The organism is Streptomyces sp. NPDC031365 (assembly GCF_055569765.1).
In genome coordinates this window covers 176850-197495 of the sequence record NZ_JBVIIM010000008.1, presented here as the reverse complement: position 1 = coordinate 197495, position 20646 = coordinate 176850, and the positions used below count along the sequence as shown (strand labels likewise).

Genomic DNA, 20646 nt, shown 5'->3' with positions numbered 1-20646 from the left:
CCGGCCAACGTACGACCCATTCGGGTGAGGGACGTCCACGAGCCGATCCCAAACTCTGCCGTCCGGGTGAATCCGGGGTACCGATCGGACATGTCTCGGGCGCACTCGGTAACGTGTCGTCACAACTCTCACAGCATCTTCCACCGACACACACGCGACGCCCACGAGGACCCACGCTGCCTACGCACCGTCTCCCCGACCTCCCCGGCCGAGTCGCCATACCCGCGCAGTCCCGCGGCGCGCCCGGCACCCCGTCCCCGCTGGAGCGGTTCAACACCGCCCCCGTCCAGGACGCCGAACGCGCCCTCCTGGCCTGTCTGCACAGCCTCCGCTGGGCCCTGCGCGTCGCCGGCCACCGCCCCTACCCCGACCTGGCGTCCCTCCTGGCGGCCGCGGACGAGGCGGCGTACGACCTGTCCGCCGGAGAACTGGCCCAGGCCCTGGCCGCGGAATCCCTCCCCGACCTCCCCGACGACACCTACACCGCCGCTCACACGGCCCTGAACGCGGCCCACGCGGCCTACGAGGCCAAGTTCGGCCACGTGTTCGTCATCTCCCTGAACGGCGTCCCCGAGGAAGAGGCCCTGGACCGGGTCCTGACGGACATCCGGTCACGATTGGCAAACGATCCCGAGGACGAGCGCGTGGTGGCCGCCGACCAACTCCGCCGCCTGGCCAGGGAGCGGCTGGCCGACACGGTGAGGGCGCGGGACCGTGACAGGTGCGGCTCAGCCGCGTGGGCGCGACCGGCCACAGACCGGCCCGCACCCGGCAATCACGACAAAGCCCCACCCCGGTAACCGTGAGAAACCGTCCTGCACCCCCTTTTCGGGTGCAACTTTGATCACACCGGCAGGCCCCCTGTAAGCGCCACAGGTACTCGTCGCTACCATGCTGGGGGCCGGTGGACCGTACCCGGCCGGGCCCGACCGACAAGGAAAGCCGGCGCGGCCCCGATCCCCGCTCCCGGAGGAAATTTCCGTGCCGGCTGGAACGCTGTACCGCGGCCGGGAAGGAATGTGGTCCTGGGTGGCTCATCGAGTCACCGGCGTCCTCATCTTCTTCTTCCTGTTCGTTCACGTGCTGGACACCGCTCTCGTGCGAGTGTCCCCCGAGGCCTACGACACCGTCGTGGCCACGTACAAGACACCGATCGTCGCGCTGCTGGAGTACGGCCTCGTCGCCGCCATCCTCTTCCACGCGCTCAACGGCCTGCGTGTCATCGCCGTCGACTTCTGGGCCAAGGGGGCCCGCTACCAGAAGCAGATGCTCTGGACCGTCGTCGCCCTGTGGGTCGTGCTGATGCTGGGGGCGATCTACCCCGTGCTCGGCCACGCCGCTCGTGAACTGTTCGGGAGCTGACGCCAATGTCCACGACTGAAACCAACGCCTCGGGCATCGGCCCCGTCGAGGGCTCCTCCCTCTACTCCGTCGACAACCCGGCACCGGTCATCGAGCCGCCGCGCAAGCGGACCAAGAAGACCCCGAAGAGCACCCGGGGCAACTTCGAGCTGGCCGCGTGGCTGTTCATGCGCCTGTCCGGCGTCGTCCTGGTCGTCCTCGTCATCGGCCACCTGCTGATCCAGCTGGTGCTGGACGGCGGCGTCTCCAAGATCGGCTTCGCCTTCGTGGCCGGCCGCTGGGCCTCGCCGTTCTGGCAGGTCTGGGACCTGCTGATGCTGTGGCTGGCCATGCTGCACGGCGCCAACGGCCTGCGCACGGTCATCAACGACTACGCGGAGCGGCCGAACACCCGGCTGTGGCTCAAGGGCCTGCTCTACACGGCCACGGTGTTCACCATCCTGCTGGGCACGCTGGTGATCTTCACCTTCGACCCGAACATCCGCTAGGCACGGGGCTGCGAGAACTATGAAGATCCACAAGTACGACACCGTCATCGTCGGCGCCGGTGGCGCGGGCATGCGCGCGGCCATCGAGTCGACGAAGCGCAGCCGCACCGCCGTCCTGACGAAGCTCTACCCCACCCGCTCCCACACGGGCGCCGCGCAGGGCGGCATGGCCGCCGCGCTGGCCAATGTGGAAGAGGACAACTGGGAGTGGCACACCTTCGACACGGTCAAGGGCGGTGACTACCTGGTCGACCAGGACGCCGCCGAGATCCTGGCGAAGGAGGCCATCGACTCGGTCCTCGACCTGGAGAAGATGGGCCTGCCGTTCAACCGGACCCCGAACGGCACCATCGACCAGCGCCGCTTCGGCGGGCACAGCCGCAACCACGGCGAGGCCCCGGTCCGCCGTTCCTGCTACGCGGCCGACCGCACCGGTCACATGATCCTCCAGACGCTGTACCAGAACTGCGTCAAGGAGGGCGTGGAGTTCTTCAACGAGTTCTATGTCCTGGACCAGCTGATCACCGAGGTCGACGGCGTCAGGAAGTCGGCCGGCGTCGTCGCGTACGAGCTGGCCACCGGCGAGATCCACGTCTTCCAGGCGAAGTCCGTGATCTACGCGTCCGGCGGCACGGGCAAGTTCTTCAAGGTGACGTCCAACGCGCACACGCTGACCGGTGACGGCCAGGCGGCCGTGTACCGGCGCGGGCTGCCGCTGGAGGACATGGAGTTCTTCCAGTTCCATCCGACCGGCATCTGGCGCATGGGCATCCTGCTGACGGAGGGCGCCCGCGGTGAGGGCGGCATCCTGCGCAACAAGGACGGCGAGCGCTTCATGGAGAAGTACGCGCCGGTCATGAAGGACCTCGCCTCGCGTGACGTCGTCTCGCGCTCCATCTACACGGAGATCCGCGAGGGCCGCGGCTGCGGTCCCGAGGGCGACCACGTCTACCTGGACCTCACCCACCTCCCGCCGGAGCAGCTGGACGCCAAGCTGCCCGACATCACGGAGTTCGCGCGGACCTACCTCGGCATCGAGCCCTACACGGACCCGATCCCGATCCAGCCCACCGCGCACTACGCCATGGGCGGCATCCCGACCAACGTCCAGGGCGAGGTGCTGGCGGACAACACCACCGTCGTGCCGGGTCTGTACGCGGCCGGCGAGGTCGCCTGCGTGTCGGTGCACGGCGCCAACCGGCTGGGCACCAACTCGCTGCTGGACATCAACGTGTTCGGCAAGCGGGCCGGTATCGCGGCGGCGGACTACTCGCAGACGGCCGAGTTCGTCGAGCTGCCGGAGAACCCGGAGTCCCTCGTCGTCGAGCAGATCGAACGGCTGCGTTCCTCCACCGGCACCGAGCGGGTGGCCGAGATCCGCCGCGAGCTGCAGGACACCATGGACGCCAACGTCATGGTGTTCCGCACCGAACAGACGATCAAGACGGCGGTCGAGAAGATCGCCGAGCTGCGCGCGCGCTACAAGAACGTCGCGATCCAGGACAAGGGCAAGCGGTTCAACACCGACCTGCTGGAGGCCGTCGAGCTGGGCAACCTGCTCGACCTGGCCGAGGTCATGGCCGTCTCGGCGCTCGCCCGCAAGGAGTCCCGCGGCGGTCACTACCGCGAGGACTACCCCAACCGCGACGACATCAACTTCATGCGCCACACGATGGCGTACCGCGAGGTCGGCGCCGACGGCTCCGAGACCGTCCGTCTGGACTACAAGCCGGTCGTCCAGACCCGCTACCAGCCGATGGAGCGTAAGTACTGATGGCTACCCCTGTTCTGGGCAAGGCGGACGCGGCCGGATCGCCCGAGCCCGGTTTCGCCGACTCCCCCTACATCACCGTCACCTTCCGGATCCGCCGGTTCAACCCGGAGATCTCGGCCGAGGCGGTCTGGGAAGACTTCCAGCTGGAGATCGACCCCAAGGAGCGCGTCCTCGACGGTCTGCACAAGATCAAGTGGGATCTGGACGGCACGCTGACCTTCCGCCGCTCCTGCGCCCACGGCATCTGCGGCTCCGACGCCATGCGGATCAACGGCAAGAACCGCCTGGCGTGCAAGACGCTGATCAAGGACATCAACCCCGAGAAGCCGATCACGGTCGAGGCCATAAAGGGCCTGACGGTCCTCAAGGACCTGGTCGTGGACATGGAGCCGTTCTTCCAGGCGTACCGGGACGTGATGCCCTTCCTGATCACGAAGGACACCAACGAGCCGACGCGTGAGCGCCTCCAGTCCGCCGAGGACCGCGAGCGCTTCGACGACACGACCAAGTGCATCCTGTGCGCCGCGTGCACGTCCTCGTGCCCGGTGTTCTGGAACGACGGGCAGTACTTCGGCCCGGCGGCCATCGTCAACGCGCACCGGTTCATCTTCGACTCGCGTGACGAGGCCGGGGAGCAGCGCCTGGAGATCCTCAACGACCGCGACGGCGTCTGGCGCTGCCGCACGGTCTTCAACTGCACGGACGCCTGCCCGCGCGGTATCGAGGTCACCAAGGCGATCGCCGAGGTGAAGCGTGCGCTGATCACGCGCCGCTACTGAGCCACGTCGTTCGTTCGCGTCCGTGAGGGCCCCGTCTCCGCTGGAGACGGGGCCCTCTGGCATATGCCACACGTTTGGGTGAACGCTCCCGAGACGGACGTGAGGGCGTCATCCGCCCTACGATGATGGTCTCGACACCAGCCCCTAGGAGGCACGCGATGTCCGCAGCATCCGTCGAGCGGCCCCACGACGAGCGTCCGCTGATCGCCGAGGCGAACCGTCTCATGGACCGCAATCCGGGCTACCGCGTCGAGATCATCGGAGGCCAACTCCTCGTGACCCCGCCACCGGACGGCCCGCACGCCCGAGCCCTGACCAAACTCATGCGTCCGTTCATCACTGCGGGCCTCGACGACGGCGAGACCGAAGTACTCCAAGGCATCGGCATCTGGCTGCCCACCGACACCGAGGACTACTCCATCCCGGACCTCGCAGTGGTGGACGCCGACCTCGACGACCACCTCGTCGAGAACAACTCCTACGACCCTGTCTGCTTCCGCCTCGTCCTGGAGGTCACCTCCAGCAACTGGAAGAACGACCTCAAGACCAAGGTCGCCGCCTACGCCGAGGCGAAGGTCCCCGTCTACGTCGTCGTCGACCGCAAGCACCAGCGCCTCCACGTCCTGACCGACCCGGTCGAGAGCGAGTACGCCACCCACCGCTTCCACTCCCCGGGCCAGCAGGTCACCCTCCCCGACTCGATCGGCGCCAAGGTCACCCTGGACGTGGCCGAGATCCTCCGGGCCGGGCGATCCCGCAAGGGCGACTGACCGCACACCGAGCACGGCCGTTCCGTGACGCAGCCCACCTCACCGTTGAGTTGAACACGTTCAAAAGAAGGGTCTAGAGTCTCCCCTGTCAGCGTTTTGAACGCGTTCAAGAAAGGCTGGGGGGCATGGACCGTACCGTCATCGCCTACGTCATCTACCTCGCCGTCAGCATCGGGCTGACCGTCTGGGTGGCCCGTACGCTCAGCAGGAACGGGCGGGTCTTCCTCGCCGACGTGCTGCACGGCAACGAGAAGCTCGCCGACGCCGTCAACCACCTCCTGGTGGTCGGCTTCTACCTCGTCAACCTCGGGTTCATCGCCCTGTATCTGAGCGACGACGACACGATCACCGACACCCGCGGCATCTTCGAGGCCCTGTCGGCCAAGCTCGGCGTGGTGCTGCTGGTGCTGGGCCTGATGCACCTGGGCAACGTGTACGTGCTCAACCGGATCCGGCGGCGCGGGGTGATGGAGCGGGAGCAGGTGCCGCCGGTACCGCCGCAGGGCTGGATGACCCCCACGGCCGGGGCGTGAGCGGCGTGAGGGCCACGGGTGGGGGCCGGGGCGCCGCGCGCGTCCCGGTCCGCCGGCTCACCGTGCTGTACGACGCCGAGTGCTCCCTGTGCGCCTTCGTACGGGACTGGCTGGTGCGCCAGCCGCAGTTGGTGCCGCTGGAGCTGGTCCCGGCGGGGTCGGAGGCCGCGCGGGTCCGCCTTCCCGGCCTCGATCACGGCGCCACCCTGGAGGAGATCACCGTCGTGGGTGACGGTGGTCAGGTGTACCGGGGCGCCGCCGCCTGGATCGTCACCCTGTGGGCGCTGCGGAGGCACCGGCGGCTGGCCCACCGGCTGAGCACGCCGTCCGGCGCCCTGCTCGCCAAGGGCGCGGTGCTGGCCGCCGCCAAGTGGCGCGGGGCGCGGTCCGGGTGGGGCGGGCGCGTGTACCGCCGGGGGGACGGGTGGACGTTCGATCCGCGCGACGGCTGGACGTACGCTCCGCCGAGCTGCGCCGCGGACACCCGCACCACGCCGTAGGGCATCCGCCCCTGGCATTAGGCTCTCTTTCCGTGCCCGCGAAGAACGACGGCCCCGACGACGGCGCCACCCTCAGCAAGTCCGAGCAGACCCGCGCCCTGATCCTCCAGACGGCCATGCGGCTGTTCCAGGAGCGCGGGTACGACAAGACGACCATGCGGGCCATCGCCAAGGAGGCCGGGGTCTCCGTCGGCAACGCGTACTACTACTTCGAGGGCAAGGAGCACCTGATCCAGGGCTTCTACGACCGGATCGCCGCCGAACACCAGGTGGCGGCCCGGGAGGTCCTGGCCCGGGAGACCGACCTGGAGACCCGGCTCGCGGGCGTGCTGAAGGCGTGGCTGGACATCGCCACCCCGTACCACGAGTTCGCGGTGCAGTTCTTCAAGAACGCCGCCGACCCCGACAGCCCACTCAGCCCCTTCTCCCCCGAGTCGGAGCACGCGCGCGTGGAGGCGATCAGTGTGCACCGGTCGGTCCTGGCCGGGACGAGGACCAAGGTGCCGGCGGAGCTGCGCGACATCCTGCCCGAGCTGATGTGGCTGTCGCAGATGGGGCTGTGCCTGTACTGGATCTTCGACCGTACCGAGGGCCGGGAGCGCAGCTACCGGCTCGCCGAGCGGGGCGCCCGGCTCACCGCGCGGGGCGTCGCCCTGGCCCGCTTCCGGGTGCTGCGTCCCCTGGTCCGCGAGGTGCACGAACTGTTCACGGAGTTCCTGCCCGGGATGACGAAGGCGCTGCCGGACCCCGCGAAGAAGGCAGCGCCCGCGGAGAAGGGGGCGCCCGTCGACGACGAGCGCCCCGGCACCGTCAGTTGACGGCGTCCACCTCACCGGAGGCGAGTTCCACGTCATGCACCAGCGGCCCGTCCGTCACGGTCACCTGTGCCGCGCGGGAACCGTGCGGCACCGCCGTGGCCGCGAGCAGGTAGGTACCCGGTGCCGGCACGGAAACGATGTACGCGCCGTCGGCGAGGGAGTCGACCCGGTCCAGCTGACGGCCCCCTGATGTCATCAGGGTGACGGCCGCGCCCTCGACGGGCTCACCGTCGACGGTGCGGACGAAGCCGTGGACGACCGAGGGGGACCCGCCGCGCTGCGCGGGGATCGCCGAGGGCGTCCCGGTGGCGGGCTCCGGACCGTCCTCCCCGGGTTCCACCGCCAGGTGCGGCAGCCGCTTCTCCAGGCCCGCCGGCAGCCACCAGTTGGACCGGCCGAGCAGGTGCATCACGGCCGGCACCAGCGCGGTGCGCAGGATGAACGCGTCCAGCGCGACCGCGGCGGCCAGGCCCACGCCCGCCATGGCCGCGCCGTAGTCGCCGCTGAGCACGAAGGCGAGGAAGACGCAGACCATGATCAGGGCAGCGGAGTTGATGACCCGGCTGGTCTCCGCGAGGCCGACGCGCACCGCGCGGGCGTTGTCCCGGCTGTGCACCCACTCCTCGTGCATCCGGCTCACCAGGAACACCTGGTAGTCCATGGAGAGGCCGAACAGCAGCGACAGCATGATGATCGGCAGGAAGGACGCGATGGGGCCCTCCGTGCCGAGACCCAGCAGGTCCAGGCCGATGCCCCACTGGAAGACCGCCACGAGGACGCCGAAGGACGCCGCCGCCGCGAGCAGGTTCATCACGGCGGCCGTCAGCGGCACCACCACGGAACGGAACGCCAGAAGCAGGAGCAGGAAGCCGAGGCCGATGATCGTGGCGATGAACAGCGGCAGCCGGTCGCCCGTCACCGACGCGAAGTCCTTCGACACCGCGGTCACGCCTCCGACATGGGCGTCGACACCCGCGTCCGGGATGACCTCCTCGCGCAGGGTGTCGATGAGCCGGTCCGTCTCCACGTCCTGCGGTGAGGTGGAGGGGATGACCTGGATGACGCTCACGCCGTTCGTGGGCGGTACCGCGGCGACCTGGGCGACGCCCTCGGTCTCCTCCACCGCCGTCACCAGCGCCTCGGACGCCTCGCCGTCCACGACCACCTGGAGCGGTCCGTTGAATCCGGGCCCGAAGCCCTCGGCGAGCAGGTCGTAGGCCTGCCTGGTGGTCAGGGAGGCGTCGTCGTTGCCCTGGTCCACGGTGCCCAGCCGCAGGGACAGCAGCGGGATCGCGAGCGCCGCCATCAGTACGACGGCCAGCACGGCGACGGAACGCGGGCGGCGCTCGACGGTGACGGACCAGCGCGCGGCGAGACCACTCACCGCCTCGGTCTGCGGGCCCGTGGCCGCCAGCTTGCGGCGCTGGCGGCGGCTGAGCACCCGGTGGCCGAGCAGCCCGAGCAGCGCGGGCAGCAGGGTGACGGCGGCGAGCACGCTGAGCACGACGGTCAGCGAGGTGCCGATGACGACGCCGTCCAGGAAGCGCAGGTTCGTCACCAGCATGCCGGCGAGCGCGATGCACACCGTGCCGCCCGCGAACAGCACCGCGCGGCCAGAGGTGTGGAGGGCGGTGACCGCCGCCTCCTCCGGGTCGGCGCCGCGCAGGATGCCGCGCCGGTGACGGGTGACGATGAACAGCGCGTAGTCGATGCCGACGCCGAGACCGATCAGCGTGGAGAGCAGCGTGGCGAGTTCGGGGACGTTGGTGACATGGCTGAGCAGCTGGGTGCCGAACATGCCGGTGCCGACACCGAAGACGGCGATCACGATGGGCAGCAGCATCGCGAACAGCGATCCGAAGGCCACGAACAGCACGACGGCGGCAGCGAGGACGCCGACGAGTTCGGCGGTGCCCGTCGGCGGCGCCTGGACGCGCGTGATGGCCTGGCCGCCCAGCTCCACCTGGAGCCCGTCGCCCCCGGCACCCCGCGCCGTGTCGACGACGTCCTGCACCAGCTCCTTCGGCACCGCGTCCGCCTGTTCGGCGAACGTGACCTGCGCGTAGGCGATCCGCCCGTTCTCGCTGATCTGCGCGGCGCCCTGGTCACCGTACGGGCCGGTGACCTCGCCGACGCCCTCCATACGCCCGATCTCCTTCAGCGCCGGCTCGATCCGGGACCGTACGGAGTCGTCCCGCACGGACCCCTCGTCGACCTTCCACACCACGGTGTCGGTGTCGCCGGCGCGCTCCGGGAACGCCCGCTCCATCAGGTCGTACGCGCGCTTGGAGTCGGTGTCCGGAAGCGAGAAGACCTCCGCGTAGTTCGTGCCCGCGCTGCTCGCCGACACCCCCAGTCCGAACAGCGCCCCCACCCACAGCAACAGGACCACCAGCCGATGCCGATAGCACCAGCGTGCCAATGCCGCCACGTTTCTGCTCCTTCGTCGAATCGGTCGGTCCCCCAGGTCCTGGCAGCAGAATCGACGGCGGGAGCCGCGCGGCGACACGACTCGCGCGGACTCTCAAGGAACTCCAAGGCGGCGGCCGGTACGGCCGACACCGTCCGCGCCGATACTGGGGGCATGACAGCAGTTCCCGGCACCGTGCTGGTCGTGGAGGACGAGGAGAGCATCGCGGACGTCCTCGCCATCGCCCTGCGCTACCACCGTTTCGAGGTCATGACGGCGGGCACCGTCCGTGAGGCGCTCTCCCTGATCGAACACACCCGTCCCGACGCCGCCCTGCTCGACGTGATGCTGCCCGACGGGGACGGCCGTGCCCTGGGCCGTGAACTGCGGTCCCGGCGGCCGGAGGTGGCACTGGTCTTCCTCACCGCGCGGGACGCCCCCGCCGAGATCGTCGGCGCGCTCGGTTTCGGCGACGACTACATCACCAAGCCGTTCAACATCGACGAGGTCGTCGCTCGGATCACCGCCGTACTGCGCCGCACCCGCCCCGCCGACGTACTGCCGCAGCGGGCGCCGCTGCGCCACGGCGACCTGGAACTGGACGAGACGACGTACTCGGTACGCCGCGCGGGCCGCTCGGTCGAGCTCACCCCCACCGAGTACGCCCTGCTGCGCTTCCTGGTGCGCAACGGCGGCCGGATCGTGCCCAAGGAGCAACTGCTGCGCCATGTGTGGCAGTACGAGCACACCCCCGCCGAATCGACCGTCGTCGAGACCTACATCAGCTATCTGCGGCGCAAACTCGACACGCTGGGCCCGCCGGTGATCACCACGCGGCGCGGGGTCGGATACGGACTGACATGAGACTGCCGATCCGACGGCCGCGCTGCGCGCGGGGTATCCACTCGCTGCGCGGCCAGCTCACCCTGGCCAACGTGGTGCTGCTGGCCCTCGGCATCGTCGCGGCCACCGCGGTGAGCGTGCTGGGCATGCGGTACTACCTGCTCGACCAGATCGACACGGAGCTGACCCGGAACCGGGACTCGCTGGGCGGCTCGGAGCTGACGCTCCGGCAGATCGATTCGCTGAGCGCACTGAGCTTCTTCCGCGACCGGGTGGAGCCGGACGGGAACCTGACGAACGACCCGGACTCGATCTTCGCCGCCGTGGACACCCGGGGCGAGCCCGTCGGCATCCTCGGCTTCCAGCCGACCGAAGCCCAGCACGCCCTGGCGGACGCGGTGGGCGACGCCCGGACGCTGATCAAGGACCCGGAGCCGCACGACGTCACGGTGCGCGGCGCCGCCTACCGTGCCACCGCCACCCGGCTCGCCGACGGCACGTACATCCTGATCGCCGGCTCCACCGAGAGGGTGCACGACGTCGTCACCAAGGCGGTCAAGCTGAACCTGGCCATCGGCACCCTGCTGCTGTTGCTGCTGGCCTGTCTGACCATGTTCAGTGTGGGGCGCCGGATGCGGCCGCTGGAGGACATGGTGGAGACGTCGTCGGCGATCGCGGAGGGCGATCTGACCCGGCGGGTGCCCTCCAGCCGGGACCCCATCCTCGAGGTGGAGCAGCTGCGGCTCGCGCTCAACTCGATGCTCCAGCAGGTGGAGTCGGCGTACCGCACCCGCGAGCGCAGCGCGGCCCAGCTGCGGCGGTTCGTCGCCGACGCCTCGCACGAGCTGCGCACACCGCTGGCCGCGATACGCGGCTACCTCCAGTTGTACGACCAGGGGATGCTGCGGGAACCCACGGAGCGCAGGCGGGCCTGGGACCGGATGATGGCGGAGTCCGACCGGATGGGACGGCTGGTCGACGAGCTGCTGGTGCTGGCCCGGCTCGACCAGCGTCCCGAACTGCGGCTGCGGAACGTGGACGTGTGCCGGCTGCTGCGGGACGCGGCGGAGGATCTGCGGGTGCAGCAGCCCGGACGGCCGGTGACCGTGGACGCCGGCGGTTCGGTGCTGGTGCACGCGGACGAGGCGGGACTGCGGCAGGTGCTCGGCAACCTGCTGGGCAACGTACGGACGCACACGCCGGCGGATGTGCCGGTGCGGCTGGAGGTGGTCCGCAGGGACGGGGTGGTACGGCTGTCCGTGGCGGACGACGGGCCGGGGCTCACCTCCGAGGACGCGGCACGGGTCTTCGACCGCTTCTTCCGGGCGGGCGGGGGCGCGGGGAGCGGCCTGGGCATGGCGATCGTGCAGGGCGTCGTGCGGGCGCACGAGGGCGAGGTGACGGTGGACACGGCTCCGGGTGCCGGCCTGACCGCCACGGTGACGTTGCCGGACCGCGCGGCGCGATGCGCGGCGCCGGCCCCGGCAGATGGGGATCGACCAGGACAAGTGCTGTCCGCGCGCGGCCCGTTGCTTCCCCCGGGGTGATGATCAGCGGCCCGCGGCACGGTGTCCACCGCAGCCGCCCGCCACCGCGGCTTCGCGCACACACGGCCGTAGCCGCGGGCAGTCCCGTGCCTGAGGTGCCTCGAGGGCCGCCCGGGAGGCACCCCGCACGCGCGGGCAAACGCGCCCACCCCGGGGCGGGCGCCCTCCGCGGGCCGGCTGCCTCACGCCTCCCGCGACGCCAGCTCGATCACCGTGATGTCCGAGGGCGCGCCCACCCGCGTGGGCGGCCCCCACGCCCCGGCCCCCCGGCTGACGTACAGCTGGGTGTCCCCGTAGCGGTCCAGACCGGCCAGCGTGGGGTTCACCGCACCCGCGACGAGATTCCCGGGCCACAACTGCCCACCATGCGTGTGACCGGAGAGCTGCAGGTCCACCCCATGGTCCACGGCATCGTGAATCTGCACCGGCTGGTGGGCCAGCAGCACACACGCCCGCCCGCGATCGCGGTCCCCCAGCGCCTTCGCATAGTCCGGCCCCTGCCCCTCGCCCTCCCCGGCCACGTCATTGACACCGGCCAGATCGAAGTGCGGCAACTCCGTCCGCGCGTTCTCCAGCGGAGACAGACCGAGCCGGCGCACCTCGTCGACCCACTGCTCGGCACCGGAGAAGTACTCATGGTTACCGGTGACGAAGAACGAGCCATGACGGGCCCGCAACTGCGCCAGCGGCGCCGCAGCCGGCCCGAGATCCTTCACGCTGCCGTCCACCAGGTCCCCGACGACCGCGATCAGGTCCGGCTGGGTCGAGTTGATCGCGTCGACGACCTTCTGCGCGAACCCCCGCCCGAGCACCGGTCCGAGGTGCACGTCGCTGACCACCGCGATGCGATAACCGTGCGCCGCGCGGGGCAGCTTGGCCAGCGGCACGGTGACCCGCTTCACCCCCGGCCCGCGCAGCACCCCGTACGTCCCGTAGCCGACCGTTCCCACGGCCACCGCGGCGGCGGCCCCGCCGACGACACGGGAGACGAAGAGACGACGCGAGGGGCGGCCGGAGGGCGGAGCGGGGGTCTCGGGCACCATCGGCACTTCAGGAGCAGGGCCGGACACCGGGCCGTCCCCGGCCGGTCCGGCACCCGGCCCGTCGGCCTGCGAGGGGGCCGCGCCCCGGCCCGCCGATATCGCCTCCGGCTCCGCCGGCGCATCCGCCACCGCGGCCGTCGTCTCCGCCGCCCGGTCCCGCCGCTCCAGAATCCTGCGCAGCACCGGCCGTACCAGCTCACCTGCGAGCACGGCCAGCAGCAGATACAGGGACAGCGCCAGCCACAGGAAGCCGGGCCAGGCGAGCACCTGCTGGAGCCAGAAGGGAGCCCCGGCCGGCTCGGCGACCATCGCGCCGACGGTCAGCGCCCAGCCCCCGGCGATCATCACCGCACCCGCGCGGCGCACCGCGCCCGGGTCCCGCGTGGTGTCCCGGAACAGGCGCCGCCAGACATACCAGTTGCCCGTGACCAGGATGGCCACGACCAGCAGCGCGATGAGTACGAAAACGATGACCACGGTGCGGAGATCCCCTGCTTTCCGTTACGACGTCGTCCGTGACGTCCGGCCCAGTGCGCGCAGACCGCGCAACCCGATGCCCCCGATGACCGTCCCCAATACCAAGGAGACGACAGCGAGCGTCAGATGAACGAAGAAGTACGCCGTGGGATTCCCGTCCTCGAAGGCGAGGCCGCTGCCGTCCTTGACCAGGTTCCTGATGAAAGTGACCCAAATGATCCAGCTCCACACCCCGAAGGCGAGCAGGAACCAGGAGACGGGGCGGCTGAGTTTCACCGGAACAGACCTTTCGTCGCGGCACCGTGCTCCCGCGGCCGGCCGGGAGTCCGGGGTTCGTCCCCCGGATGAGCACGGCATGGGTCCAGTATCACCGGCCCCTGTCCGGTTCCTTGCCCGGGGTGGGGACCGGGGCGGGACATCCTCAGGCATGGCATGTACCTTTCCGTCCGTGCCCGCACCCAAGAACACCGTCCGGCGCTCGCTGCTGGTCGCTTCCACGGTCCTGCTGTCCACCGCGCTGGCCGCGCCCGTCGCTCTCGCGGCCCCCAAGCCGTCGACGACGCCGTCGGCCACTCCCCCGGCGAAGATGTCGACGGTGGGCGGTGCCCGGCTCGGGCAGCCGGGCACACAGGTCAATCTCGCGAGCGGGGTGCCCGTACTGCCGAAGGACCTGTCGGCCCGGTCCTGGATCGTCGCCGACGCCGAGTCCGGCGAGGTGCTCGCCGCGCACAACGCGCACTGGCGGCTGGCCCCGGCGAGCACGCTGAAGATGCTGTTCGCCGACACGCTGCTGCCGAAGTGGCCCAAGACGACGAAGCACACGGTGGAGGTCTCCGACCTGGCCGGTATCGGGTCCGGCTCCAGCATGGTCGGGGTCAAGGAGGACGAGACGTACACGGTCGAGGACCTGTGGCGCGGAGTGTTCCTCAGGTCCGGCAACGACGCCGTGCACGTGCTGTCGGCGATGAACGGCGGCGTGGAGAACACGGTCGAGGAAATGAACGAGCGCGCCGAGGAGCTCCAGGCCCTCGACACGTACGTGGTCAGCCCGGACGGCTACGACGCCGAGAGGCAGGTGTCGTCCGCGTACGACCTGACGCTGATCGCCCGCTCGGGGCTGCAGAAGAAGGACTTCCGGGAGTACGCCGCGACGGTGCGGGCGCAGTTCCCGGGTGAGACGAAGAAGAACAAGAAGGGCAAGAAGGTCCGCGGGTCCTTCGAGATCCAGAACACCAACCGGCTGCTGAGCGGTGACTCCGACGTGCCCGTCTACCAGGGCATAGCCGGCGTGAAGAACGGCAACACCACCAACGCCGGCGCCACCTTCACCGGTGTGGCCGAGCGGGGCGGCAAGGTGCTGCTGGTCACCGTGATGAACCCGGAGAAGGACTGGCACAACGGGGTCTACAAGGAGACCGCGCGGCTCTTCGACTGGGGCTTCAAAGCGGCCGGCAAGGTCGAGCCGGTGGGCGCACTGGTGCGGCCGAAGAGCGCCACCGCGGCCGGTGCCCAGCCCGGTCCGTCGGCCTCCCCCGGTGAGGCCGGGGGCGCCGGGGCCGGGTCGAAGCCGGTGGCAAGTGCCCCGGCGAGCAGCGGAACCGACGGCATCGGGATGGCGCTGGGTGTCACCGGCGGGGTGCTGGTGCTGCTCGCGGGCGGTGCGTTCCTGGTCAACCGGCGCTGGCCGCTGCCGGACCTGGTGCGCCGTCGCTCGCGTCCGTGACCTCGTCCGTCTCCTCCTGCTTGCTCGGCGTCGCCGTCCAGGCGGCGCAGAACAGGACCAGTTTCGTGGTGAAGTTGATCCAGAGCAGCAGCGCCACGGGGACGCCGAACGCGCCGTACATGCTCTTCGCGGCGACGCCCTGCACATAGCCGCTGAGGAGCAGTTTGAGCAGTTCGAGGCCGAGCGCGCCGGTGAGTGCGGCGACGAGCAGCCGGTGCCGGGTGGGTTCGACGCCGGGCAGCAGGGTGAGGACGTAGAGCAGGAGCAGGAAGTCGGTCCCCACGGCGACGGCGAAGGCCGCTGTGTGCAGCACGATCCCGCCCCAGCCGCCCTTCTCCAGTCCGATGGCGTCGCTGATCCGGCCGACCAGCGCGGAGGCGACGGCGGAGGCGACGAGGGTGGTCAGGAGCGCGCCACCGAGCCCGACGAGGATGCCCGCGTCCTTGCCCTTGCGCAGGAAGGGGTTCTCCTCCTCGTCGGGCAGTTCCCACACCGCGCGCAGACAGTCGCGCATGGCACCGGCCCAGCTGATGCCGGTGAACAGCAGGGCGGCGCCGGCGATGAGGCCGACGGTGCCGGCGTTCTGCACCAGGTCCCCGATCTGGTCGGAGATGCCGGGCACCTGGTCGGTGATCTTGTCCTGGAGGGCGTCCTGCTGGTCCCGGCCGAGGGTGGCGGCGCCGATCGCGGCGGCCACGGTGAGGAAGGGGAACAGCGCGACGAAACTGCGGAACGTCATCGCGGCGGCCAGCCGTGTCCAGTGCACACGGTCCAGACGTTCGTACGCCCGCCATGCGTGGGTGCGTATCAGCCGCGTCACCCACGGTCCCACGCCCGGGAGCTTTTTCAGCCAGTCCATGAGCCGACTCTGCCCTCATTGCGGAAGACCAATGTTCTGGTGCCCCAGAATCGGACACCGGTGGCCAGGGCCATGCCGATCACCGCGCCGGAAACCACGTCCGCGCGGGGTGACGTGAGGCCGAGCCCGTAGTGGCTGACGGCCAGGCACAGCAGCTGCACGGCGGCGCCGGCGAGGTTGACCGCGAAGAACATCGCGCAGGCGCGCGCGCCGCGCACGCGGGTGCCGCGGTAGGTGCCGTGCGCGTTGCCCGCGTAGGCGACCGTGCACCCGGCGACGAAGGAGAGTGCCTTGGCGGTGAGCGGGTCGAGTCCGGCGGGACCGCGCAGGTAGACGAAGAGGGCGAGGTCGACGGCGTAGGCGAGCAGACCGGCGGTGGCGAAACCGACGAGCTCCCGCCGGTGCCGGAGCAGACGGTCCCTCACCAGTCCGCCACCGCCGCGGCGTACATCGCCACCCACACCACGCCGATGAGGGCGAGGGCGCGGTCGCCCAGCACCACGTCCTCGGGTTCGCCGGCGGTCCCGCGGTCGGCGAAGACGGCGTACCGGAGGACGGCGAGGACGAAGGCGACCACGGACAGCTGCCGCCAGGGCAGCACACTGGTGTGCGGCACCCCGCCCTCCTCCAGGGCCCACAGGCAGTAGCCGAGGACGGCGACGCCGGCGGCGAGCTGCCAGACGAAGCGGAGGTAGCCGGTGGTGTACTCGGTGAGCAGCGCGCGCGTGGCGCCCGCCGTCCCGGCGAGCTGCACGGCCTCGGAGTAGCGCTTGGCCGCGACCATGAACAGCGCGCCGAACCCTGTGGTGATCAGGAACCAGCGTGACAGCGGGATGCCGAGGGCGAGCCCGCCGATCACTGCGCGCATCACGAAACCGGTGGTGACGATGACGAGGTCGACGACGAGGACGTGCTTGAGGCTGACGCAGTACGCCAGTTGCATGGCGAGGTACGCGGTCAGCAGGGTAGCGACCTCCGGCGGGCACAGCCGGGCCGCGACGATGGGCGCGAGGACTCCGAGGGTGATTCCGGCGGCGTAGGCGACGGGTACGGGGACCTGGCCGGCGGCGACCGGGCGGTGGCACTTGGTGGGGTGGGCGCGGTCGGCCTCGGCGTCGCGCGCGTCGTTGACGAGGTAGACGGCGGCGGCGCAGGCGGTGAACAGGACGAAGACCAGGGCGAGCCGGGTCGGTGCGCCGGCGGAGAACAGGTCCCCGGCGGCGGCCGGGGCGGCGATGACCAGGATGTTCTTGACCCACTGCTTGGGCCGCGCGGTTCGGAGCAGGCCCTTGAGGAGGCCGCCCCCGGGGGGCGGTGGCGCCTCCCCCCGGTCGGTGCGGTCGTGCAGGAGGGCCGTGTCGGTCACGCGGGGCCTCCCGTCATCCAGCGGGCGCCGAGCCGGGCCGTGAGCGCGCCCAGGGCGGCGCCCGCCGCCACGTCCGAGGGGTAGTGGACGCCGGCCACCAGGCGGGAGACGCACACGGCGGCGGCCAGGGGTGGCACCACGCGGGCGCCCAGCGCGCCGAAGGCGACCGCGGCGGCCGCGGCGGAGGTGGCGTGCGAGCTGGGGAAGGAGTGCCGGCCGACCGTGCCGACCAGGGGGTCGACATGGGCGGGGCGGGGCCGGCGCACCACGCGCTTCACTCCCATGCTGACGGCGTGGGCACCGGCGGTGAGCGCGGTGCCGCGCAGCCAGGCACCGCGCCGCGGGCGGTCCACGACGGCTCCGGCGAGACCGGCCACGAGCCACAGCGCCCCGTGCTCCCCCGCCCAGGACAGGGTCCGCGCGGCACCGGCCACGCGCGGGTCCGTGCCGCACGCTCTGAGCACGGCGACGATCCGGTGGTCCATGCCGTGGAGACCCCGGGGGTGCGGAAGGTCGTGGTGGTCGTCCATGTGGACCCACTGTTCACCCTCGCCGGGCCATAATTCCGCCGCTATGGAGCGACATCCCATTAATCACCCGTTTCGGGGACGGGGCTGACGTTTCAAAACCAATGAGCCACATAAGGGAGATACGGTCACCGTCATGCCTGCCGACACCGTTTCCGTCACGGGGTGGGGCCGCACCGCTCCCACCTCCGCCCGGCTGATCCGCCCACGGACGTACGAGGAGGCCGCCCTGGCCGTCCGGGAGTGCGGGGCCCGCGGGGGCATCGCTCGGGGACTGGGGCGGGCGTACGGCGACGCGGCGCAGAACGCGGGCGGCGCGGTGCTCGACATGACGGGCCTGGACCGCGTCCACGCGATCGACGCCGACGGCGGCACCGTGCTGTGCGACGCGGGTGTCTCCCTGCACCGGCTGATGGAGGTCCTGCTGCCGCTCGGCTGGTTCGTGCCGGTGACACCGGGCACGCGCTATGTGACGGTCGGCGGCGCGATCGGTGCCGACATCCACGGCAAGAACCATCACGTCTCCGGTTCCTTCTCCCGCCATGTGCTGTCCCTGGAACTGCTCACCGCCGACGGCGAGGTCCGCACGGTCGCACCGGGCACGCCGCTGTTCGACGCGACCGCGGGCGGCATGGGCCTGACCGGGGTGATCCTCACCGCGACGATCCGGCTCCAGCCGGTCGAGACCTCGCTGATGTCGGTCGACACCGAACGCGCCAACGACCTCGACGATCTGATGGCCCGTCTCGCCGACACCGACCACCGCTACCGCTACTCGGTCGCCTGGATCGATCTGCTGGCCCGGGGCCGGGCCACCGGCCGCGCGGTGCTCACACGCGGCGACCACGCGCCTCTGGACGCGCTGCCGCGCGGCACGCGCGCGCGCAGGGAACCCCTGTCCTTCCGCACCTCCCGGCTCCCGGCCGCCCCCTCCTACGTCCCCGAGGGCCTGCTCAGTCGCCTCACCGTGGGGCTGTTCAACGAGCTCTGGTACCGCAGGGCGCCCCGCGCGCGCACCGGGCAGCTCCAGCGGATCCCCGCGTTCTTCCACCCCCTGGACGGCGTGCCGCACTGGAACCGGGTCTACGGCCGGGGCGGCTTCGTGCAGTACCAGTTCGTCGTCGGGCACGGCGGGGAGGACACCCTGCGCCGGATCGTGCGCCGGATCTCCGAGCGACGCTGTCCGTCCTTCCTCGCCGTCCTCAAACGCTTCGGCGAGTGCGACCCGGGCTGGCTGTCCTTCCCGGTGCCGGGCTGGACCCTGGCCCTGGACATCCCGGCGGCGCTGCCCGGTCTCGGCGGCTTCCTCGACGAACTCGACGAGGAGGTGGCCGGTGCCGGCGGGCGTGTCTACCTCGCCAAGGACTCACGGCTGCGCCCCGAGCTGCTCGCGGCCATGTATCCCCGTCTGGACGACTTCCGCGCCCTGCGCACCGAACTGGACCCGCGCGGGGTGTTCACCTCCGACCTGTCGCGCCGGCTCCACCTCTGAAACCGTCGACCCTCTTCCAAGGAGCCGCCGTGAAGGACGCCTTCGGCCTCCCCCAGTCCCTGCTCGTCCTCGGCGGTACGTCCGAGATCGCGCTGGCCACCGCGCGGCGGCTGATCGCCCGCCGCACCCGCACGGTGTGGCTGGCCGGCCGCCCCTCCCCCCTTCTGGACGAGGCCGCTGACCAGCTGCGCGGCCTCGGCGCCGAGGTGCGCACCGTCGCCTTCGACGCGCTCGACCCCGCCGCCCACGAGGACGCCCTCGGCAAGGTCTTCGCCGAGGGCGACGTCGACATGGTGCTGCTCGCCTTCGGCACCCTGGGCGACCAGGCGCACGACGAGCGGGATCCGCAGGCCGCGGTCCGGGTCGCGGGGACCAACTACACCGGCGCGGTCTCGGCCGGCCTGGTGTGCGCGGGCGCGCTCCAGTCACAGGGTCACGGCTCGCTGGTGGTGCTGTCCTCCGTCGCCGGTGAGCGGGCCCGCCGCGCGAACTTCATCTACGGCTCCAGCAAGGCCGGCCTGGACGCCTTCGCCCAGGGCCTCGGGGACGCGCTGTACGGCACGGGCGTGCACGTCATGGTCGTACGCCCCGGGTTCGTCCGTACGCGGATGACGGCCGGGCTTCCCGAGGCACCGCTGGCCACCACCCCGGAGGCGGTCGCGGCGGCCGTGGAGCTGGGACTGCGGCGCCGCGCGGAGACGGTGTGGGTGCCGGGGGCGCTGCGGATGGTGATGTCGGCGCTGCGGCATCTGCCGCGCGGGCTGTTCCGGCGGCTGCCGGTGTGAGGGCCGCGCGGGGACACCGGCCGGCTCAGTGGGCGGAGACGGAGCCCCGGTCCGCGCGCCCGGCCTGCGGGGGCACCACGGTGGAGCCGAAGGGGAACTCGCGCAGCTTGCGCCACACCCCGTCGGCGCCCTGCTCGTAGAGCGCGAAGCCGGTGCACGGCCACTGGGCCTCGTAGTCGGCGAGGTCCTCGTAGGCGCGGTCCATGGCCGCCTCGTCGATGCCGTGCGCCACGGTGACATGCGGGTGGTACGGGTACTGGAGCTCGCGGGTCACGGGCCCGGAGGCGTCGCGGACCTGCTTCTGCAGCCAGGTGCAGGCCGCCCCGCCCTCGACGACCTGGACGTACACCACCGGCGTCAGCGGCCGGAAGGTGCCGGTGCCGGACAGCCGCATGGGGAACGGGCGGGCGGCCGCGGCGACCTCGCTCAGATGCGCCTCGACGGCCGCCAGCTCGGTGGGGGGGGGGGGCGGGGGGGGGGGGAGGGGGGGGGGGGGGGGGGGGGGGGGGGGGGGGGGGGGGAACGGCCCCAGTACGACCTCGTGGAGGGG

22 protein-coding genes are annotated in these 20646 nt (G+C 71.2%); 14 read left to right on the top strand and 8 right to left on the bottom strand.

All coding sequences use genetic code 11. The annotated features are described in order from the left end of the window. Positions 1-113: 113 nt before the first annotated feature. From ACZ5C2_RS15350 to ACZ5C2_RS15310, 9 genes are all read left to right on the top strand, one after another. Positions 114-800: a 2-oxo-4-hydroxy-4-carboxy-5-ureidoimidazoline decarboxylase gene (locus ACZ5C2_RS15350; RefSeq protein WP_468790459.1), complete on the top strand. Its 687-nt coding sequence runs from the start codon at positions 114-116 to the stop codon at positions 798-800. 181 nt (positions 801-981) lie between these two features. Continuing rightward, positions 982-1362: a succinate dehydrogenase, cytochrome b556 subunit gene (sdhC, locus tag ACZ5C2_RS15345; RefSeq protein ID WP_468790457.1), complete on the top strand. Its 381-nt coding sequence runs from the start codon at positions 982-984 to the stop codon at positions 1360-1362. 5 nt (positions 1363-1367) lie between these two features. Continuing rightward, positions 1368-1850, top strand: coding sequence for a succinate dehydrogenase hydrophobic membrane anchor subunit (locus ACZ5C2_RS15340; RefSeq protein ID WP_468790455.1), 483 nt, complete (start codon positions 1368-1370; stop codon positions 1848-1850). Between the two features lie 19 nt (positions 1851-1869). Continuing rightward, on the top strand, positions 1870-3624 hold the full coding sequence (sdhA, locus tag ACZ5C2_RS15335; RefSeq protein ID WP_468790453.1) for a succinate dehydrogenase flavoprotein subunit: 1755 nt from the start codon (positions 1870-1872) through the stop codon (positions 3622-3624). Then, positions 3624-4403 carry a succinate dehydrogenase iron-sulfur subunit gene (locus ACZ5C2_RS15330; RefSeq protein WP_468790451.1) on the top strand — a complete coding sequence of 260 codons (780 nt, stop codon included), beginning with the start codon at positions 3624-3626 and terminating at the stop codon, positions 4401-4403. Before sdhA ends, ACZ5C2_RS15330 begins: the two co-directional genes overlap by 1 nt. A gap of 158 nt (positions 4404-4561) precedes the next feature. Beyond that, positions 4562-5173, top strand: coding sequence for a Uma2 family endonuclease (locus tag ACZ5C2_RS15325; RefSeq protein WP_468790449.1), 612 nt, complete (start codon positions 4562-4564; stop codon positions 5171-5173). 125 nt (positions 5174-5298) lie between these two features. Further along, on the top strand, positions 5299-5706 hold the full coding sequence (locus ACZ5C2_RS15320) for a hypothetical protein (protein WP_468790447.1): 408 nt from the start codon (positions 5299-5301) through the stop codon (positions 5704-5706). Further along, on the top strand, positions 5703-6206 hold the full coding sequence (locus ACZ5C2_RS15315) for a thiol-disulfide oxidoreductase DCC family protein (protein ID WP_468790445.1): 504 nt from the start codon (positions 5703-5705) through the stop codon (positions 6204-6206). Before ACZ5C2_RS15320 ends, ACZ5C2_RS15315 begins: the two co-directional genes overlap by 4 nt. A gap of 32 nt (positions 6207-6238) precedes the next feature. Further along, positions 6239-7024, top strand: coding sequence for a TetR/AcrR family transcriptional regulator (locus tag ACZ5C2_RS15310; protein WP_468790443.1), 786 nt, complete (start codon positions 6239-6241; stop codon positions 7022-7024). Here ACZ5C2_RS15310 and ACZ5C2_RS15305 read toward each other — a convergent pair. Next, entirely contained in the window at positions 7017-9446 is a 2430-nt protein-coding gene (locus ACZ5C2_RS15305; protein WP_468790611.1) for an MMPL family transporter, read from the bottom strand. The genes ACZ5C2_RS15310 and ACZ5C2_RS15305 overlap by 8 nt on opposite strands. 162 nt (positions 9447-9608) lie before the next feature. Between ACZ5C2_RS15305 and ACZ5C2_RS15300 the strand changes: the two genes are divergently transcribed. Continuing rightward, positions 9609-10298, top strand: coding sequence for a response regulator transcription factor (locus ACZ5C2_RS15300; RefSeq protein WP_468790441.1), 690 nt, complete (start codon positions 9609-9611; stop codon positions 10296-10298). Then, positions 10295-11824 carry a sensor histidine kinase gene (locus ACZ5C2_RS15295; RefSeq protein ID WP_468790439.1) on the top strand — a complete coding sequence of 510 codons (1530 nt, stop codon included), beginning with the start codon at positions 10295-10297 and terminating at the stop codon, positions 11822-11824. Before ACZ5C2_RS15300 ends, ACZ5C2_RS15295 begins: the two co-directional genes overlap by 4 nt. Positions 11825-12006: 182 nt before the next feature. On the opposite strand, the gene ACZ5C2_RS15290 is transcribed toward ACZ5C2_RS15295, so the two are convergent. Then, positions 12007-13344 (bottom strand): metallophosphoesterase, encoded by a 1338-nt coding sequence (locus ACZ5C2_RS15290; RefSeq protein ID WP_468790437.1) that lies wholly within the window; start codon positions 13342-13344, stop codon positions 12007-12009. 24 nt (positions 13345-13368) lie between these two features. After that, positions 13369-13620: an SCO4848 family membrane protein gene (locus ACZ5C2_RS15285; RefSeq protein WP_468790435.1), complete on the bottom strand. Its 252-nt coding sequence runs from the start codon at positions 13618-13620 to the stop codon at positions 13369-13371. A gap of 172 nt (positions 13621-13792) precedes the next feature. On the opposite strand from ACZ5C2_RS15285, the gene ACZ5C2_RS15280 reads away from it, so the two are divergent. Continuing rightward, the gene (locus ACZ5C2_RS15280) at positions 13793-15067 is read left to right on the top strand and encodes a D-alanyl-D-alanine carboxypeptidase family protein (RefSeq protein WP_468790433.1); all 1275 of its coding nucleotides are present in this window, start codon (positions 13793-13795) and stop codon (positions 15065-15067) included. Here ACZ5C2_RS15280 and ACZ5C2_RS15275 read toward each other — a convergent pair. Genes ACZ5C2_RS15275 through ACZ5C2_RS15260 form a run of 4 tightly spaced genes read right to left on the bottom strand, consistent with a single transcriptional unit; the run spans position 15015 to position 17822 of the window. After that, positions 15015-15926, bottom strand: a complete 912-nt coding sequence (locus ACZ5C2_RS15275; RefSeq protein WP_468790431.1) for a YihY/virulence factor BrkB family protein — start codon at positions 15924-15926, stop codon at positions 15015-15017. The two genes, ACZ5C2_RS15280 and ACZ5C2_RS15275, sit on opposite strands and share 53 nt — an antisense overlap. Next, positions 15914-16351 (bottom strand): GtrA family protein, encoded by a 438-nt coding sequence (locus ACZ5C2_RS15270; RefSeq protein WP_468790429.1) that lies wholly within the window; start codon positions 16349-16351, stop codon positions 15914-15916. Before ACZ5C2_RS15270 ends, ACZ5C2_RS15275 begins: the two co-directional genes overlap by 13 nt. Beyond that, positions 16348-17292, bottom strand: a complete 945-nt coding sequence (locus ACZ5C2_RS15265) for a decaprenyl-phosphate phosphoribosyltransferase (RefSeq protein WP_468790427.1) — start codon at positions 17290-17292, stop codon at positions 16348-16350. The genes ACZ5C2_RS15270 and ACZ5C2_RS15265 overlap by 4 nt, the downstream gene beginning before the upstream one ends. Further along, positions 17289-17822 (bottom strand): phosphatase PAP2 family protein, encoded by a 534-nt coding sequence (locus ACZ5C2_RS15260; protein ID WP_468790425.1) that lies wholly within the window; start codon positions 17820-17822, stop codon positions 17289-17291. The genes ACZ5C2_RS15265 and ACZ5C2_RS15260 overlap by 4 nt, the downstream gene beginning before the upstream one ends. A 133-nt stretch (positions 17823-17955) precedes the next feature. Here ACZ5C2_RS15260 and ACZ5C2_RS15255 point away from each other — a divergent pair, with 133 nt between their 5' ends. Together ACZ5C2_RS15255 and ACZ5C2_RS15250 are read left to right on the top strand one after the other, a co-directional pair. Beyond that, on the top strand, positions 17956-19311 hold the full coding sequence (locus tag ACZ5C2_RS15255) for an FAD-binding protein (RefSeq protein ID WP_468790423.1): 1356 nt from the start codon (positions 17956-17958) through the stop codon (positions 19309-19311). A 29-nt stretch (positions 19312-19340) separates the two neighbouring features. Further along, entirely contained in the window at positions 19341-20096 is a 756-nt protein-coding gene (locus ACZ5C2_RS15250) for a decaprenylphospho-beta-D-erythro-pentofuranosid-2-ulose 2-reductase (RefSeq protein ID WP_468790421.1), read from the top strand. Positions 20097-20121: 25 nt separating this feature from the next. On the opposite strand, the gene ACZ5C2_RS15245 is transcribed toward ACZ5C2_RS15250, so the two are convergent. Continuing rightward, positions 20122-20628 carry a 2'-5' RNA ligase family protein gene (locus tag ACZ5C2_RS15245; protein ID WP_468790609.1) on the bottom strand — a complete coding sequence of 169 codons (507 nt, stop codon included), beginning with the start codon at positions 20626-20628 and terminating at the stop codon, positions 20122-20124. Positions 20629-20646: the final 18 nt, after the last annotated feature.

What these genes read in the sequence shown, in the direction of transcription:
- ACZ5C2_RS15340 (WP_468790455.1), top strand. Translation starts at nt 1,368, where the DNA reads ATGTCCACGACTGAAACCAACGCCTCGGGCATCGGCCCCGTCGAGGGC.
- sdhA (WP_468790453.1), top strand. Translation starts at nt 1,870, where the DNA reads ATGAAGATCCACAAGTACGACACCGTCATCGTCGGCGCCGGTGGCGCG.
- ACZ5C2_RS15330 (WP_468790451.1), top strand. Translation starts at nt 3,624, where the DNA reads ATGGCTACCCCTGTTCTGGGCAAGGCGGACGCGGCCGGATCGCCCGAG.
- ACZ5C2_RS15325 (WP_468790449.1), top strand. Translation starts at nt 4,562, where the DNA reads ATGTCCGCAGCATCCGTCGAGCGGCCCCACGACGAGCGTCCGCTGATC.
- ACZ5C2_RS15320 (WP_468790447.1), top strand. Translation starts at nt 5,299, where the DNA reads ATGGACCGTACCGTCATCGCCTACGTCATCTACCTCGCCGTCAGCATC.
- ACZ5C2_RS15300 (WP_468790441.1), top strand. Translation starts at nt 9,609, where the DNA reads ATGACAGCAGTTCCCGGCACCGTGCTGGTCGTGGAGGACGAGGAGAGC.
- ACZ5C2_RS15295 (WP_468790439.1), top strand. Translation starts at nt 10,295, where the DNA reads ATGAGACTGCCGATCCGACGGCCGCGCTGCGCGCGGGGTATCCACTCG.
- ACZ5C2_RS15275 (WP_468790431.1), bottom strand. Translation starts at nt 15,926, where the DNA reads ATGGACTGGCTGAAAAAGCTCCCGGGCGTGGGACCGTGGGTGACGCGG.
- ACZ5C2_RS15260 (WP_468790425.1), bottom strand. Translation starts at nt 17,822, where the DNA reads ATGGACGACCACCACGACCTTCCGCACCCCCGGGGTCTCCACGGCATG.
- ACZ5C2_RS15255 (WP_468790423.1), top strand. Translation starts at nt 17,956, where the DNA reads ATGCCTGCCGACACCGTTTCCGTCACGGGGTGGGGCCGCACCGCTCCC.